The organism is Leclercia barmai, from assembly GCF_049312895.1.
Classification (GTDB): Bacteria; Pseudomonadota; Gammaproteobacteria; order Enterobacterales; family Enterobacteriaceae; genus Enterobacter; species Enterobacter barmai.
Genome location: NZ_JBMNWZ010000003.1, coordinates 118,320 through 134,583, shown reverse-complemented (window position 1 = coordinate 134,583; position 16,264 = coordinate 118,320). Strand labels below are relative to the sequence as shown.

Here is a 16,264-nt window from a genome sequence, read left to right as displayed (position 1 = left end):
ATTACACCCCTTCAGCGACATAGCGGGCGATGATATCACCCATTTCATCAGTACCGACTGCGGCCGCACCACGGGCCAAATCACCGGTGCGAATGCCTTCTTCCAGCGCGCGGTTGATGGCGTTTTCGATGGCCGTCGCCGCGTCGTCAGCGTTCAGGCTGTAGCGCAGCAACAGCGCCAGAGAGAGGATCTGCGCAATCGGGTTCGCAATATTTTTGCCTGCGATGTCCGGGGCGGAGCCGCCTGCCGGTTCGTACAGGCCAAAACCTTCTTCGTTCAGGCTGGCGGATGGCAGCATGCCCATAGAGCCGGTGATCATCGCGCACTCGTCGGAGAGAATGTCGCCGAACAGGTTGGAGCACAGCAGTACGTCGAACTGGGACGGTTCTTTAATCAGCTGCATAGTGGCATTGTCGATATACATATGCGCCAGCTGAACGTCCGGGTACTCCTGAGCGATCTCGTTGACGATTTCGCGCCACAGGATCGAAGATTGCAGCACGTTCGCTTTATCAATTGAAGTCACTTTATGGCCGCGTTTGCGGGCAGATTCGAACGCAATACGGGCGATACGTTCGATCTCAAAACGGTGATACACCTCGGTATCAAACGCTTTTTCGTGCTGGCCGCTGCCTTCACGGCCTTTCGGCTGACCGAAGTAGATGCCGCCGGTCAGTTCACGGACGCACAGAATGTCGAAGCCGTTGGCGGCGATATCGGCGCGCAGCGGGCAGAACTCTTCCAGACCCTGATACAGTTTGGCCGGACGCAGGTTGCTGAACAGCTTGAAGTGTTTACGTAATGGCAGCAGCGCGCCGCGCTCTGGCTGCTCGGCCGGCGGCAGGTGTTCCCATTTCGGGCCACCCACGGAACCGAACAATACCGCGTCGGCATTCTCACAGCCGGTCACCGTTGCCTGCGGCAGCGGCGTACCCTGGTTATCGATCGCGATACCGCCCACGTCGTAGTGGCTGGTTGTAATTTTCATCGCAAAACGGGTGCGGACAGCTTCCAGAACCTTCAGCGCCTGTGCCATAACTTCCGGGCCAATTCCGTCACCCGGCAACACAGCAATATGGTAATTCTTCGACATTACACGGTTTCCTTATTGTTCTCTTTATTCTGAGCTTTGCGTTGCAACTCTTTTTCAACTTCCGCGGCGCGCCAGATATTGTTCAGGACGTGAACCATGGCTTTAGCGGAGGATTCGACGATATCGGTCGCCAGGCCCACGCCGTGGAAGCGACGGCCGTTATAGTTGACCACGATGTCGACCTGACCCAGCGCGTTTTTGCCCTGGCCTTTCGCCGTCAGGTCATATTTGACCAGTTCAACGTCGTAATCGGTGACGCGGTTAATGGCCTGGTAGATGGCATCGACCGGACCGTTGCCGTTAGCCGCTTCGGCTTTAATCTCTTCACCGCAGGCCAGCTTGACGGAGGCGGTGGCTATATCGCTTGAACCCGACTGCACGCTGAAGTAGTCCAGACGGAAATGCTCTGGCTCTTCCTGCTGCTTGTTGATAAACGCCAGCGCTTCCAGATCGTAATCAAAGACCTGACCTTTCTTATCGGCCAGCTTCAGGAAGGCGTCGTACAGGTGATCCATGTTGTAGTCGGTATCTTTGTAACCCATCTCTTCCATGCGGTGTTTTACCGCCGCACGGCCAGAGCGGGAAGTCAGGTTCAACTGCACCTGATTCAGACCGATAGATTCCGGGGTCATGATTTCGTAGTTTTCACGGTTCTTCAGCACGCCGTCCTGGTGGATACCGGAGGAGTGGGCGAAAGCACCGGTGCCAACAATCGCTTTATTCGCCGGGACCGGCATGTTGCAGATCTGGCTGACGGTCTGGCTGGTGCGCCAGATCTCCTGATGATTGATGCGGGTCTGCACATTCATGATGTCTTTGCGCACTTTGATCGCCATGATCACTTCTTCCAGCGAGCAGTTACCGGCGCGCTCGCCGATACCGTTCATGGCGCCTTCAACCTGACGTGCGCCGGCATGGACCGCGGCAATGGCGTTACCCACCGCCAGGCCTAAATCGTCATGGGTATGAACAGAGATAATCGCTTTATCAATGTTCGGCACGCGCTCATACAGGCCGGTAATGATATTGGAGAACTCGAACGGCATGGTGTAGCCGACGGTATCAGGGATGTTGATGGTGGTGGCACCGGCACGGATGGCCGCTTCAACCACACGGGCCAGATCGTCAATCGGCGTACGGCCTGCATCTTCACAGGAGAACTCAACGTCGTCGGTATAGTTACGGGCGCGTTTTACCATATAGATGGAGCGCTCGATCACCTCATCCAGCGTGCTGCGCAGCTTGGTGGCGATATGCATCGGCGAGGTGGCAATAAAGGTATGAATACGGAAGGCTTCGGCGACTTTCAGCGACTCCGCGGCGACATCAATATCTTTCTCGACGCAGCGAGCCAGCGCACAGACCCGGCTGTTTTTAATGGTGCGGGCGATGGTCTGAACGGACTCAAAATCACCTGGAGAAGAGACCGGGAAGCCCACTTCCATTACGTCTACGCCCATACGTTCAAGGGCCAGAGCAATCTGCAATTTCTCTTTAACGCTCAGGCTTGCCTGTAATGCCTGTTCACCGTCACGTAAGGTCGTATCGAAAATAATGACTTGCTGGCTCATGGTTTAGGTCCTTGTCTGAATTTGGGCGCCTTGCTACGAGCATAAAAAAACCCGCGCAGTGGCGCGGGTTTTTTGTCTTAACCGGGGGAACGATTCAACGCTGAATTTCGCCCGCCAGTCTACCGCGCACAGTGGATGCGTTTAGTAGTAGTAGACCGGTGAAACGAGTGCTGTGAATCATGAGTCATGCCCCAGAGAAATAAGATATGCTTTTAGTGGTACTGGATACGCGGTTTGATGTCAACCCCTCAGATGTGAAAACGGCCCTTTGCTCCCCTGACATGTCAGAATGAAATTAGCTTATTGTGCTGGTTTTTCCCTGTCAGACAATTTTGTTCTTCTGATTTATGTCGGCGAATTTAACGGTGGAATTATTTGAATATATTTAATTGCAATTGTTTAAACTTTCGAAACAATAAGTCTGGCTTTTGAATTCTTTAACTTTCATTAAGTTACCATGATGAGACAGTCGAGAAAGATGAGAAAGTAATTTTCCCGATAATGAAATGTTAATTAATTTAATTATTTTACTATTAATCTTTCATTAGTACTTAATTGGACCTTAACGAAATGCCATGTTGTTTATTTGTGTGATCTATGGTTTCATTTGCAATATAAACTAATTGATATGTTTTGTTGTTTTTTGAACATGTTCTCTTATCTTATGCCTTAGTCCTGTCACTGCTGACGGGTATTTATATATTCCTAATTTGTAACATTTCTCTTTAGCTTGTTTTATATGCGTGATAAATCATATTTTTTAAATTTATTGTTGCACACGAGAAAAGGGAGTTCAGCGTGACAGTGGAGCAGGATATGTCTGAAGAAAGTAGCGAAAAATCGCCTGTGTCAGAGGGGACGAAACCCCAACTTCGTACGGTGGATCTGAACCTTTTAACTGTCTTTGATGCGGTGATGCAGGAGCAAAATATTACGCGCGCCGCCCAGTCTCTGGGGATGTCGCAGCCCGCTGTCAGCAATGCTGTCGCAAGACTCAAGGTCATGTTTAACGATGAATTATTTGTTCGTTATGGCCGCGGTATTCAGCCTACTGCCCGGGCCTATCAGCTGTTTGCATCGGTACGCCAGGCGCTACAGCTGGTGCAGAATGAACTGCCGGGATCGGGGTTTGACTCCAGCAGCAGCGAGCGTATTTTCCATTTATGCGTTTGTAGCCCTCTGGATAATTATCTCACCTCGCTTATTTATAATAAGGTTGAGGAGGTTGCACCTAATATTCAGCTGGTTTTCAAATCATCCCTTAACCAGAATACGGAACATCAGCTGCGGTATCAGGAAACGGAGTTTGTTATTGGCTACGAAGAGTTTCGTCGCCCGGAGTTTTCCTGCGTGCCGTTATTCAGAGATGAAATGGTGCTGGTGACCAGCAAAACCCATCCGCGCCTGAATGGTATGTTGCTGGAAAGCGATATTTATCGCGAACAGCATGCGGTTGTCGCCCTCGATCGCTACGCTTCATTTAGCCAGCCATGGTACGACACGCCAGATAAGCAGGCCTGTGTGGCCTATCAGGGAATGGCGATGGTCAGCGTATTGAATATTGTCTCGCAAACCCACCTGGTCGCCATTGCCCCGCGCTGGCTGGTTGAAGAGTTTGCCGAGCCGCTGAACCTGCGAATTATGCCGCTGCCGCTGAACCTTAACTCGCGTACCTGCTATCTCTCATGGCATGAAGCAGCCGGTCGCGATAAAGGCCATCAGTGGATGGAAGAGTTGCTGGTCAGCGTCTGCCGACGATAAACACCGTCAGGATAAATTTCAGTGTTATTGTTATTTATCCTGACTCTCTGATTATTTCTGAAATTTTATTCTGTTGGTGAATTTTTTATTGTTATTGTCTGGCAGTAAAAATGCATGAATTCCTGCGCCTCCCCCTTTTCAAATGACGAACGCTCACTCCTCCTCGTTATCGTAGTAGATTTATCCATAACAAATATTAATACCTCTTATTTCTTCTTTTTGGTTTATGCGCCAGCCGAGGTTTGCTAATTGCCTGCCTTCCGGCGAGCGGTTATGGTAACTGTCACTCTGCACAATAAAAATCGCCAGGGGTAACCCTGACAAAAATGACGGCTCAGAACCTGGATCTCCTGTCCGTCTGAAACGATAAGCCTGGAGGCAAATCATGGAGATGTTGTCTGGCGCCGAAATGGTCGTCCGATCGTTAATCGATCAGGGCGTGAAGCAAGTGTTCGGTTACCCTGGGGGCGCGGTCCTCGATATTTACGACGCACTACATACCGTTGGCGGTATCGATCACGTCCTGGTGCGTCATGAGCAAGCTGCCGTGCATATGGCCGACGGACTGGCGCGTGCGACAGGTGAGGTGGGCGTTGTGCTGGTGACATCCGGTCCTGGCGCGACCAACGCTATTACCGGTATCGCCACGGCCTATATGGATTCCATCCCGATGGTGGTGCTCTCCGGTCAGGTTGCGACCTCGCTGATTGGCTACGATGCCTTTCAGGAGTGCGACATGGTTGGCATCTCGCGTCCGGTGGTGAAACACAGTTTCCTGGTCAAGCAGACGGAAGATATTCCGGGCGTGCTGAAAAAGGCCTTCTGGCTGGCGGCCAGCGGACGTCCGGGGCCGGTGGTGGTTGACCTTCCCAAAGATATTCTGAATCCGGCAAACAAATTGCCTTATGTCTGGCCAGAGTCGGTCAGCATGCGTTCTTATAACCCAACCACTCAGGGGCACAAGGGCCAGATTAAGCGCGCCCTGCAAACCCTGGCGACGGCCAAAAAACCGGTGGTGTACGTTGGCGGCGGAGCGGTCAATGCCCAGTGTGAAACACAGCTGCGGACGCTTATCGAAAAGCTGAATCTGCCGGTAGCCTCTTCATTAATGGGACTCGGGGCGTTCCCGGCCACGCATCGCCAGGCGCTTGGTATGCTCGGCATGCATGGCACGTATGAAGCTAACATGACGATGCACAATTCCGATGTCATCTTTGCCGTGGGGGTGCGCTTTGACGATCGCACTACCAATAACCTGGCGAAATACTGCCCCAATGCCACGGTGCTGCACATCGACATCGATCCTACCTCTATTTCCAAAACCGTTCCGGCGGATGTGCCAATTGTGGGCGACGCACGTCAGGTTCTGGATCAGATGCTGGAGCTGCTGGCGCAGGAAAACTATGTTCAGCCGCTCGATGATATTCGTGACTGGTGGCTGCAAATTGAGCAGTGGCGTGCGCGTCAGTGTCTGAAGTACGACACCCAAAGCGAGAACATCAAACCGCAGGCGGTGATTGAAACCCTCTGGCGGCTGACCAACGGCGAGGCTTACGTTACGTCTGACGTCGGCCAGCACCAGATGTTCGCCGCGCTCTATTACCCGTTTGATAAGCCACGTCGCTGGATCAACTCCGGCGGCCTCGGCACCATGGGCTTTGGCCTGCCTGCCGCGCTGGGCGTTAAGCTGGCGTTACCGGAAGAGACGGTGGTCTGCGTGACCGGCGATGGCAGTATCCAGATGAACATCCAGGAGCTCTCCACCGCGCTGCAGTATGAGCTGCCGGTGCTGGTGCTCAACCTGAACAACGGCTATCTGGGCATGGTGAAGCAGTGGCAGGACATGATCTATTCCGGTCGTCATTCGCAGTCTTACATGAACTCGTTGCCTGATTTTGTGCGTCTGGCAGAAGCTTACGGCCACATTGGTATGCGCATCAACAATCCGGCAGAGCTGGAAGCGAAGCTCAGCGAAGCCCTTGAGCACGTTAAAAATAACCGTCTGGTCTTTGTTGATGTGGTTGTGGATGGCACTGAACATGTTTATCCGATGCATATTCGCGGCGGCGGTATGGATGAAATGTGGTTAAGCAAAACGGAGAGAACCTGATATGCGCCGGATATTATCTGTATTACTGGAAAACGAGTCCGGGGCGCTGTCGCGCGTGATTGGGCTCTTTGCACAGCGCGGCTATAACATCGAAAGCCTGACGGTTGCCCCGACGGACGATCCAACGCTTTCCCGCATGACCATTCAGACGGTGGGTGATGCCAAGGTGCTGGAGCAGATCGAAAAGCAGCTGCATAAACTGGTGGATGTCTTACGCGTCAGCGAGCTGGGGCAGGGGGCTTACGTTGAACGCGAGATCATGCTGGTGAAAATTCAGGCCACCGGCTACGGGCGTGAAGAGGTGAAACGCAACGCGGATATTTTCCGTGGGCAGATCATCGATGTCACCCCGTCTATCTACACCGTTCAGCTTGCCGGTACCAGCGATAAGCTGGATGCCTTCCTTGCCTCGGTGCGGGATGTGGCAAAAATTGTTGAAGTGGCGCGTTCTGGCGTCGTGGGGCTCTCTCGCGGTGACAAAGTGATGCGTTAAGGATAAAAAGTTCGCCTCTCTATTGCCCGGTGCGATTAACCGGGCTTTTTTTTGCGCACCGATGCCGTTGTACGGACAAAAGCGGTTGCCGCACAGACTATTCTGCGCTTAGATGTTACAAGATTTAGTCTTAACCCTGACAAGGTCATGGACTCTTTTATACTTTTTAAGGGGCAATTGTGAAACTGGATGAAATCGCCAGGCTCGCCGGCGTGTCGCGAACAACGGCAAGCTATGTGATTAACGGTAAAGCGAAGCAGTATCGGGTCAGCGACAAGACCGTTGAGAAAGTGATGGCCGTGGTTCGTGAACATAACTACCATCCGAATGCTGTCGCGGCAGGTTTACGCGCCGGCCGCACCCGTTCGATCGGCCTGGTGATCCCGGATCTGGAAAACACCAGTTACACCCGGATCGCAAACTACCTTGAGCGCCAGGCGCGTCAGCGCGGCTATCAACTGTTGATCGCCTGTTCGGAAGATCAGCCCGATAATGAAATGCGTTGTATTGAGCACCTGCTGCAGCGTCAGGTTGATGCCATTATCGTTTCAACCTCACTTCCCCCGGAGCATCCGTTCTACCAGCGCTGGGCCAATGATTCCTTCCCTATTGTCGCCCTCGACCGTGCATTAGACCGCGAACATTTTACAAGCGTAGTGGGTGCCGATCAGGATGATGCCGAGATGCTGGCGGCGGAGCTGCGGACCTTCCCGGCGGAAAACGTCCTCTATCTGGGCGCCTTACCTGAGCTTTCCGTGAGCTTCCTGCGCGAGCAAGGGTTCCGCACCGCATGGAAAGACGATCCCCGCGAAGTGGACTTCCTCTATGCCAACAGCTACGAGCGTGAAGCCTCGGCGCAGCTTTTTGAGAAGTGGCTGGAAACCCATCCGATGCCGCAGGCGCTGTTCACCACCTCTTTTGCGCTGCTGCAGGGGGTGATGGATGTGACGTTGCGCCGCGAGGGCAAGCTGCCTTCGGATCTGGCGATTGCGACCTTCGGCGATCACGAGCTGCTCGATTTCCTGCAGTGTCCGGTGCTGGCCGTTGCCCAGCGTCATCGCGACGTGGCAGAACGGGTGCTGGAGATCGTACTGGCGAGCCTCGATGAGCCGCGTAAGCCTAAACCAGGGCTAACGCGCATCCGTCGTAATCTCTACCGTCGTGGCATATTAAGCCGTACGTAAGGGTAGCAGGGCAGTGAAAGCTGCCCTGTATTTATTGCCATTACTGCACGCAGGAATTCCCTTATTATTTTTAAGATAATTCTCTAAAACACATCGCCTGCTATGCTTTTTATTTCCCCTGGCTATTTAAAACTTCTTTTCATGTTTATTTAATTGCCATAGATGACATCAATTGTATTATTTTGTTACATAACCGATCGCTATTGCTGAATTATCAGCCATTTTTTCCCTTGCACTATCCCACTCTCTGTTTACGCGCTACCGGCATGGCGGCCGCGTTGAATCTGGCGCTGTTATCCCCCGAGAATATGGCTTAAAATGCCGCCCGCGTCGCAAACTGACACTTTATATTTCGTTGCGATGAGATGAGTGATTTTTAACGCTGGTATGCATATCTGAGTTTTTTCTCGCAAATATTCATCACGTTAATTTTGCCTCGCCAGTTGTACGGTTAATAGCCTGATTAACTTCCGTTCGTAAATCAGTAACATTTAGACTGATGTCGCGGAAGTCCTGGCTTGACAAGCTTTTCCATCGCTCCGTAAACTCCCTTAAGTGGGAATTTGTGGGTAAAAGTGGTGAGGAGGGGTGAGACTGGCATGTTCCGTGGAGCGACGTTAGTCAATCTCGACAGCAAAGGGCGTTTATCGGTCCCAACACGATATCGCGATCGGCTGAACGAGAGCGCTTCTGGTCAAATGGTCTGCACCATTGACATCAACCACGCCTGCCTGCTGCTTTACCCCTTGCCTGAATGGGAAATCATTGAGCAAAAGCTGTCTCGACTGTCGAGCATGAACCCGCAGGAACGCCGCGTGCAGCGGCTGTTATTGGGTCATGCCAGTGAATGTCAGATGGATAGCGCGGGGCGTCTGTTGATTGCGCCTGTGCTGCGGCAACATGCCGGTCTGACAAAAGAAGTGATGCTGGTCGGACAGTTCAATAAATTTGAACTGTGGGATGAAACGGCCTGGTATCAACGGGTCAAGGAAGATATCGACGCAGAGCAGTCTGATTCCGCGACATTGTCGGAACGATTGCAGGATTTGTCTCTATAAATATGATGGAAAATTATAAACATACGACGGTGCTACTGGATGAGGCCGTCAATGGCCTGAATATTCGTCCTGATGGCATCTATATTGATGGCACTTTTGGCCGGGGTGGTCACTCGCGTTTGATCCTCTCCCAACTGGGAGCGGAAGGCCGTTTGCTGGCAATCGATCGCGATCCACAGGCGATTGAGGTGGCAAAAACCATCGATGACCCACGCTTTTCCATCGTTCACGGTCCTTTTTCCGCGTTGGCTGATTACGTCAGCGAGCGTGGTTTAACCGGCAAGATCGACGGCATTCTTCTCGATCTTGGCGTCTCCTCACCGCAGCTTGACGATGCTGAACGCGGTTTCTCCTTTATGCGCGATGGTCCACTGGACATGCGCATGGATCCAACGCGCGGCCAGTCCGCCGCCGAGTGGCTGCAAACCGCCGAAGAAGCCGATATCGCCTGGGTGATCAAAACCTTTGGTGAAGAGCGTTTTGGCAAGCGTATAGCCCGAGCCATCGTTGAGCGCAACCGCATTGAGCCGATGACCCGCACCAAAGAGCTGGCGGAAGTGATCGCCGCGGCAACCCCGGTGAAGGACAAATACAAACATCCCGCCACCCGCACCTTCCAGGCCGTTCGCATCTGGGTGAACAGCGAGCTGGACGAGATCGAGCAGGCGCTGAAGAGTTCACTTGGCGTGCTTGCCCCGGGTGGGCGCCTGTCGATTATCAGCTTCCACTCGCTGGAAGATCGCATCGTGAAGCGCTTTATGCGCGAGCAAAGCCGCGGCCCGCAGGTTCCGGCCGGGTTACCGATGACGGAAGAGCAGCTCAAAAAGCTGGGTGGTCGTCAGCTGCGGGCATTGGGCAAATTAATGCCGGGCGAAGCAGAAGTGGAAGAGAACCCACGCGCCCGTAGTTCCGTGCTGCGTATTGCAGAAAGGACGAGCGCATGATTGGCAAGGTGGCAGATACCTTCAGCAAGGTTAAAGATTCGCTTAGCAGCAACGAGCGTCATGCCTTGCCCGGCGTCATCTGGGACGATCTGTTGCGTTTCGGCAAGCTGCCACTGTGCCTGTTTATTTGCATCATTGTGTCGGCGGTCACTGTCGTGACCACCGCTCACCATACCCGTTTGTTAACGGCGCAGCGCGAACAGCTGGTGCTGGAGCGTGATGCGCTGGATATCGAGTGGCGAAATCTGATCCTCGAAGAAAATGCGCTCGGCGATCATAGCCGGGTTGAACGGATCGCAACGGAAAAGCTGCAGATGCAGCATGTTGATCCTTCTCAGGAAAATATCGTAGTACAAAAATAAGGAAAAACGCGACGCATGAAATCGGCGGCGAAGGCGCTAAAACCAAAACGTCAGGAAGAACAGGCCAGCTTTATCAGCTGGCGTTTTGCGTTGCTGTGCGGCTGCATTTTACTGGCGCTGGGTTTCCTGCTGGGACGCGTGGCGTGGCTGCAGATCATTGCGCCCGACATGCTGGTGCGTCAGGGTGACATGCGTTCCCTGCGCGTTCAGGAAGTCTCCACCTCGCGCGGCCTGATCACCGACCGCTCGGGTCGTCCGCTGGCGGTCAGCGTGCCGGTAAAAGCGATCTGGGCGGATCCTAAAGAGCTGCATGACGCCGGTGGGATCTCGCTGGATAACCGCTGGAAAGCGCTGTCAGACGCGCTGAAAATGCCGCTCGATCAGCTGGCGGCGCGCGTGAATGCCAACCCGAAAGGGCGCTTTATCTATCTTGCGCGTCAGGTTAACCCTGACATGGCCGACTACATCAAAAAACTGAAGTTGCCCGGCATTCACCTGCGTGAAGAGTCACGTCGCTACTACCCATCCGGGGAAGTGACTGCCCACCTGATCGGCTTCACTAACGTCGACAGCCAGGGTATTGAAGGCGTAGAGAAGAGCTTCGATAAGTGGCTGACCGGTCAACCGGGCGAGCGCGTGGTGCGTAAAGACCGCTACGGCCGCGTAATTGAAGATATCTCTTCAACGGATAGCCAGGCGGCGCACAACCTGGCGCTGAGCATTGACGAACGTCTGCAGGCGCTGGTGTATCGTGAGCTGAATAACGCCGTGGCCTTTAACAAAGCGGAATCCGGCAGTGCGGTACTGGTGGATGTCAGCACTGGCGAAGTGCTGGCGATGGCCAGCAGCCCGTCCTACAACCCGAACAATTTTGCCGGAACGGCCAAAGACGCCATGCGTAACCGTTCGATCACTGACGTCTTCGAGCCGGGTTCAACGGTCAAACCGATGGTGGTGATGACGGCCCTGCAGCGCGGCATCGTCAATGAAAATACCGTGCTCAACACCATTCCTTACCGAATTAACGGTCACGAAATCAAAGACGTGGCGCGTTACAGCGAATTGACCCTCACCGGGGTTTTACAGAAGTCGAGTAACGTCGGCGTTTCTAAGCTGGCGTTAGCGATGCCGTCCTCAGCGTTGGTAGAAACTTACTCACGTTTTGGGCTGGGAAAAGCGACCAATTTGGGGTTGGTCGGAGAACGCAGTGGCTTATATCCTCAAAAACAACGGTGGTCTGACATAGAGAGGGCCACCTTCTCTTTCGGCTACGGGCTAATGGTAACACCGTTACAGTTGGCGCGAGTCTATGCAACGATTGGCAGCTATGGCGTCTATCGCCCGCTCTCAATCACCAAAGTTGATCCCCCGGTTCCCGGTGAGCGCGTCTTCCCGGAATCGATCGTCCGTACCGTCGTTCACATGATGGAAAGCGTGGCGCTGCCCGGCGGCGGCGGCGTGAAGGCGGCGATCAAAGGCTATCGCATCGCGATCAAAACCGGTACGGCGAAAAAAGTCGGTCCGGACGGCCGCTACATCAATAAATACATTGCATACACCGCAGGCGTTGCGCCTGCGAGTAATCCGCGTTTTGCGCTGGTGGTGGTCATCAACGATCCACAGGCGGGTAAATACTACGGTGGCGCCGTTTCCGCGCCGGTCTTCGGTGCCATCATGGGCGGCGTACTGCGCACCATGAACATCGAGCCGGATGCGCTGGCAACGGGCGAGAAAAGTGAATTTGTAATTAATCAAGGCGAGGGAACAGGTGGCAGATCGTAATTTGCGCGACCTTCTTGCTCCGTGGGTATCAGGTTTACCTGCGCGAGTACTGCGAGAGATGGTACTCGACAGCCGTTTGGCTGCGTCGGGCGATCTTTTTGTGGCAGTAGTGGGTCATCAGGCGGACGGGCGTCGGTATATCCCGCAGGCGATAGCGCAAGGTGTAGCTGCCATTATTGCTGAGGCAAAAGATGAGGCCACTGACGGTGAAATCCGTGAAATGCACGGCGTGCCGGTCATCTACCTCAGCCAGTTGAATGAACGTCTCTCTGCGCTGGCGGGACGTTTTTATAACGAACCCTCTGACCGGCTGCGTCTGGTTGGCGTCACCGGGACTAACGGTAAAACCACGACCACGCAGCTGATGGCGCAGTGGGCGCAGTTGCTGGGTGAAACCAGCGCGGTAATGGGAACCGTGGGCAACGGCCTGCTGGGCAAAGTCAACCCAACGGAAAACACCACCGGCTCTGCGGTCGACGTCCAGCACGTGCTGGCGGGCCTGGCAGGGCAGGGCGCTACCTTCGCGGCAATGGAAGTCTCTTCCCACGGGCTGGTACAGCACCGTGTTGCGGCCCTGAAATTTGCGGCCTCCGTGTTCACTAACCTGAGCCGGGACCATCTCGATTACCATGGCGATATGGAAAACTACGAAGCGGCGAAATGGCAACTGTATGCCACGCATCACTGCGGTCAGGCGATTATCAACGCCGATGACGAAGTGGGACGCCGCTGGCTGGCTAAGCTGCCGGATGCCGTTGCGGTCTCCATGGCCGACCATATCAACCCGAACTGCCACGGCCGCTGGCTGAAAGCCACCGACGTGACCTACCACGACAGCGGGGCGACCATTCGCTTTACCTCCTCATGGGGCGAAGGCGAAATCGAAAGCCGCCTGATGGGGGCCTTCAACGTCAGCAACCTGCTGCTGGCTCTCGCCACCCTGCTGGCACTGGATTATCCGCTGGCGGACCTGCTCAGCACCTCCGCGCGCCTGCTGCCGGTCTGTGGTCGTATGGAAGTGTTCACTGCCCCTGGCAAACCGACCGTGGTGGTGGATTATGCCCACACGCCGGACGCACTGGAAAAAGCGCTGGAAGCCGCGCGCCTGCACTGTGCCGGTAAGCTGTGGTGCGTCTTTGGCTGCGGCGGCGATCGCGACAAAGGCAAACGCCCGCTGATGGGGGCTATTGCCGAGCAGTTCGCGGACATCGCGGTAGTTACCGATGACAACCCGCGCACCGAAGAGCCGCGCGCCATCATCAACGACATTCTGGCCGGTATGCTGGATGCGGGTCGCGCCCGCGTGGTGGAAGGCCGCGCAGAAGCGGTGACCAACGCCATTATGCAGGCTAACGAAAACGACGTAGTGCTGCTGGCCGGTAAAGGCCACGAAGACTATCAAATTGTCGGCACCAACCGTCTGGATTACTCCGACCGTGTGACCGCGGCGCGTCTGCTGGGAGTGGTGGCATGATTAGCGTAACGCTAAACCAGCTGGCGAGGATCCTGGGCGCTGACGTCAGCGGCGACGATCTGACCTTCGATGCTGTCACCACCGACACGCGCAAAATCACCCCTGGCTGCCTGTTTGTGGCGCTGAAGGGTGAGCGTTTCGATGCCCACGATTTTGCAGAACAGGCGAAAGCCGCCGGTGCTGGCGCACTGCTGGTAAGCCGTAAGCTGGATAACGACCTGCCACAGGCGGTAGTGAAAGATACCCGTCTGGCGTTTGGTGAGCTGGCGGCATGGGTTCGCCAGCAGGTTCCGGCGCGCGTTGTGGCGCTGACCGGCTCCTCCGGTAAAACCTCCGTTAAGGAGATGACCGCCGCCATCCTCTCGCAGTGTGGCAACACGCTTTATACCGCAGGCAATCTGAACAACGACATCGGCGTGCCGATGACGCTGCTGCGCCTGACGCCCGAGCACGAATTTGCGGTGATCGAGCTGGGGGCTAATCACCAGGGTGAAATCGCCTGGACCGTCAATCTGACCCGTCCGGAAGCGGCGCTGGTGAACAACCTTGCTGCGGCGCACCTCGAAGGTTTCGGCTCACTCGAAGGCGTGGCGAAAGCGAAAGGCGAGATTTATACCGGCCTGCCGGCAAACGGCATCGCCATTATGAATGCCGATAACAACGACTGGCTGAACTGGAAAAGCGTCATCGGGGATCGTAAAACCTGGCGCTTCTCGCCGAATGCTGCCAACAGCGACTTCACCGCGACCAACGTCCACGTGACCTCCCACGGCACCGAATTTACGCTCCAGACCCCAACCGGCAATGTGGATGTGCTGCTGCCCCTGCCGGGTCGCCACAACATCGCCAATGCCCTGGCGGCAAGTTCGCTGGCGATGGCCGTCGGCGCGCCGCTATCGGCTATCAAAGCCGGGCTGGCAAACCTCAAAGCCGTCCCTGGACGCCTGTTCCCTGTTCAGTTGGCAGAAAACAAACTGCTGCTGGATGACTCCTACAACGCCAACGTCGGCTCTATGACCGCCGCCGTACAGGTGCTGTCTGAGATGCCGGGCTATCGCGTGATGGTGGTCGGAGATATGGCCGAGCTGGGTGATGAGAGCGAGGCCTGCCACACCGAGGTGGGTGAGGCGGCGAAAGCCTCCGGTATCGATCGCGTGTTAAGCGCCGGTCATCTCAGTAAAAATATCAGCCAGGCCAGCGGCGTCGGTGAGCATTTTGCCGATAAAGCGGCGTTGATCGCCCGCCTCAGGGCGCTGGTTGCAGAACAACAAATAGTGACAGTTTTAGTGAAAGGTTCACGTAGTGCCGCCATGGAAGAGGTTGTGCACGCTTTACAGGAGAATGGGACATGTTAGTTTGGCTGGCCGAGCATTTGGTCAAATATTATTCCGGCTTTAACGTCTTTTCCTATCTGACGTTTCGCGCCATCGTCAGCCTGCTGACTGCGCTGTTCATCTCGCTGTGGATGGGCCCGCGCATGATTGCCCGTCTGCAAAAACTCTCTTTCGGTCAGGTTGTGCGTAACGACGGTCCGGAATCACACTTCAGCAAACGCGGTACGCCGACCATGGGCGGCATTATGATCCTTACCGCGATTGTGGTGTCGGTGCTGCTGTGGGCTTATCCGTCAAACCCGTACGTCTGGTGCGTGCTGGTGGTGCTGGTCGGGTACGGGATTATCGGTTTCGTCGATGACTACCGCAAAGTGGTGCGCAAGGACACCAAAGGCCTGATCGCCTGCTGGAAGTATTTCTGGATGTCGGTGATTGCGCTGGGCGTGGCGTTTGCGCTCTATCTGGCAGGCAAAGACACGCCAGCCACCGAACTGGTGGTGCCGTTCTTCAAAGACGTGATGCCGCAGTTGGGCCTGTTCTACATCCTGCTGGCCTACTTCGTGATTGTCGGTACCGGTAACGCAGTAAACCTGACTGACGGCCTCGACGGCCTGGCGATTATGCCTACCGTCTTCGTGGCGGCGGGCTTTGCGCTGGTGGCGTGGGCGAGCGGCAACATGAACTTCGCCAGCTATCTGCACATTCCGTATCTGCGTCATGCCGGTGAACTGGTGATCGTCTGCACGGCGATTGTCGGAGCAGGTTTAGGGTTCCTGTGGTTTAACACCTACCCGGCGCAGGTCTTTATGGGCGACGTGGGTTCGCTGGCACTGGGCGGCGCGCTGGGCATTATCGCCGTGCTGCTGCGCCAGGAGTTCCTGCTGGTGATCATGGGCGGCGTGTTTGTGGTTGAAACCCTGTCGGTGATCCTGCAGGTGGGTTCATTCAAGCTGCGCGGACAGCGCATCTTCCGGATGGCCCCTATCCATCACCACTATGAACTGAAAGGCTGGCCGGAACCGCGCGTCATCGTGCGCTTCTGGATTATTTCGCTGATGCTGGTGCTGATTGGCCTGGCAACGCTGAAGGTACGTTAAT

The 16,264-nt window shown here is 55.0% G+C and carries 14 protein-coding genes; 11 read left to right on the top strand and 3 right to left on the bottom strand.

Translation table 11 applies throughout. From position 1 onward, the window contains the following. Window position 1: 1 nt before the first annotated feature. The 3 genes from leuB to leuL all read right to left on the bottom strand — a co-directional run bounded on the left by leuB (window position 2) and on the right by leuL (window position 2,845). Complete coding sequence (gene leuB / locus ACOYA6_RS13305; protein ID WP_422654823.1) at window positions 2-1,093, bottom strand: 3-isopropylmalate dehydrogenase; 1,092 nt, start codon at window positions 1,091-1,093, stop codon at window positions 2-4. Continuing rightward, a complete protein-coding gene (gene leuA, locus ACOYA6_RS13300; protein WP_039030387.1) occupies window positions 1,093-2,664 on the bottom strand; it encodes a 2-isopropylmalate synthase in 1,572 nt (523 codons plus the stop codon). Before leuA ends, leuB begins: the two co-directional genes overlap by 1 nt. A 94-nt stretch (window positions 2,665-2,758) precedes the next feature. Further along, window positions 2,759-2,845, bottom strand: a complete 87-nt coding sequence (leuL, locus tag ACOYA6_RS13295) for a leu operon leader peptide (protein WP_072036675.1) — start codon at window positions 2,843-2,845, stop codon at window positions 2,759-2,761. Between the two features lie 635 nt (window positions 2,846-3,480). On the opposite strand from leuL, the gene leuO reads away from it, so the two are divergent. From leuO to mraY, 11 genes are all read left to right on the top strand, one after another. Next, complete coding sequence (gene leuO, locus ACOYA6_RS13290; RefSeq protein ID WP_039030386.1) at window positions 3,481-4,425, top strand: transcriptional regulator LeuO; 945 nt, start codon at window positions 3,481-3,483, stop codon at window positions 4,423-4,425. Window positions 4,426-4,810: 385 nt separating this feature from the next. Beyond that, the gene (gene ilvI, locus ACOYA6_RS13285; RefSeq protein WP_422654822.1) at window positions 4,811-6,535 is read left to right on the top strand and encodes an acetolactate synthase 3 large subunit; all 1,725 of its coding nucleotides are present in this window, start codon (window positions 4,811-4,813) and stop codon (window positions 6,533-6,535) included. A 1-nt stretch (window position 6,536) separates the two neighbouring features. After that, a complete protein-coding gene (gene ilvN, locus ACOYA6_RS13280; RefSeq protein ID WP_032616525.1) occupies window positions 6,537-7,028 on the top strand; it encodes an acetolactate synthase small subunit in 492 nt (163 codons plus the stop codon). A 179-nt stretch (window positions 7,029-7,207) separates the two neighbouring features. Beyond that, entirely contained in the window at window positions 7,208-8,212 is a 1,005-nt protein-coding gene (gene cra, locus ACOYA6_RS13275) for a catabolite repressor/activator (protein ID WP_039030384.1), read from the top strand. Between the two features lie 599 nt (window positions 8,213-8,811). Further along, entirely contained in the window at window positions 8,812-9,270 is a 459-nt protein-coding gene (gene mraZ, locus ACOYA6_RS13270) for a division/cell wall cluster transcriptional repressor MraZ (protein ID WP_039030383.1), read from the top strand. A 2-nt stretch (window positions 9,271-9,272) separates the two neighbouring features. Then, window positions 9,273-10,214 carry a 16S rRNA (cytosine(1402)-N(4))-methyltransferase RsmH gene (gene rsmH / locus ACOYA6_RS13265; protein WP_422654821.1) on the top strand — a complete coding sequence of 314 codons (942 nt, stop codon included), beginning with the start codon at window positions 9,273-9,275 and terminating at the stop codon, window positions 10,212-10,214. Next, window positions 10,211-10,576 carry a cell division protein FtsL gene (gene ftsL / locus ACOYA6_RS13260; protein WP_039030381.1) on the top strand — a complete coding sequence of 122 codons (366 nt, stop codon included), beginning with the start codon at window positions 10,211-10,213 and terminating at the stop codon, window positions 10,574-10,576. The genes rsmH and ftsL overlap by 4 nt, the downstream gene beginning before the upstream one ends. Window positions 10,577-10,591: 15 nt before the next feature. Further along, the gene (locus tag ACOYA6_RS13255) at window positions 10,592-12,358 is read left to right on the top strand and encodes a peptidoglycan glycosyltransferase FtsI (RefSeq protein WP_039030380.1); all 1,767 of its coding nucleotides are present in this window, start codon (window positions 10,592-10,594) and stop codon (window positions 12,356-12,358) included. Continuing rightward, on the top strand, window positions 12,345-13,832 hold the full coding sequence (gene murE / locus ACOYA6_RS13250; protein ID WP_139564330.1) for a UDP-N-acetylmuramoyl-L-alanyl-D-glutamate--2,6-diaminopimelate ligase: 1,488 nt from the start codon (window positions 12,345-12,347) through the stop codon (window positions 13,830-13,832). The genes ACOYA6_RS13255 and murE overlap by 14 nt, the downstream gene beginning before the upstream one ends. After that, window positions 13,829-15,187, top strand: coding sequence for a UDP-N-acetylmuramoyl-tripeptide--D-alanyl-D-alanine ligase (gene murF, locus ACOYA6_RS13245; protein WP_422654820.1), 1,359 nt, complete (start codon window positions 13,829-13,831; stop codon window positions 15,185-15,187). Before murE ends, murF begins: the two co-directional genes overlap by 4 nt. Then, the gene (gene mraY / locus ACOYA6_RS13240; protein WP_422654819.1) at window positions 15,181-16,263 is read left to right on the top strand and encodes a phospho-N-acetylmuramoyl-pentapeptide-transferase; all 1,083 of its coding nucleotides are present in this window, start codon (window positions 15,181-15,183) and stop codon (window positions 16,261-16,263) included. The genes murF and mraY overlap by 7 nt, the downstream gene beginning before the upstream one ends. Window position 16,264 lies beyond the last annotated feature (1 nt).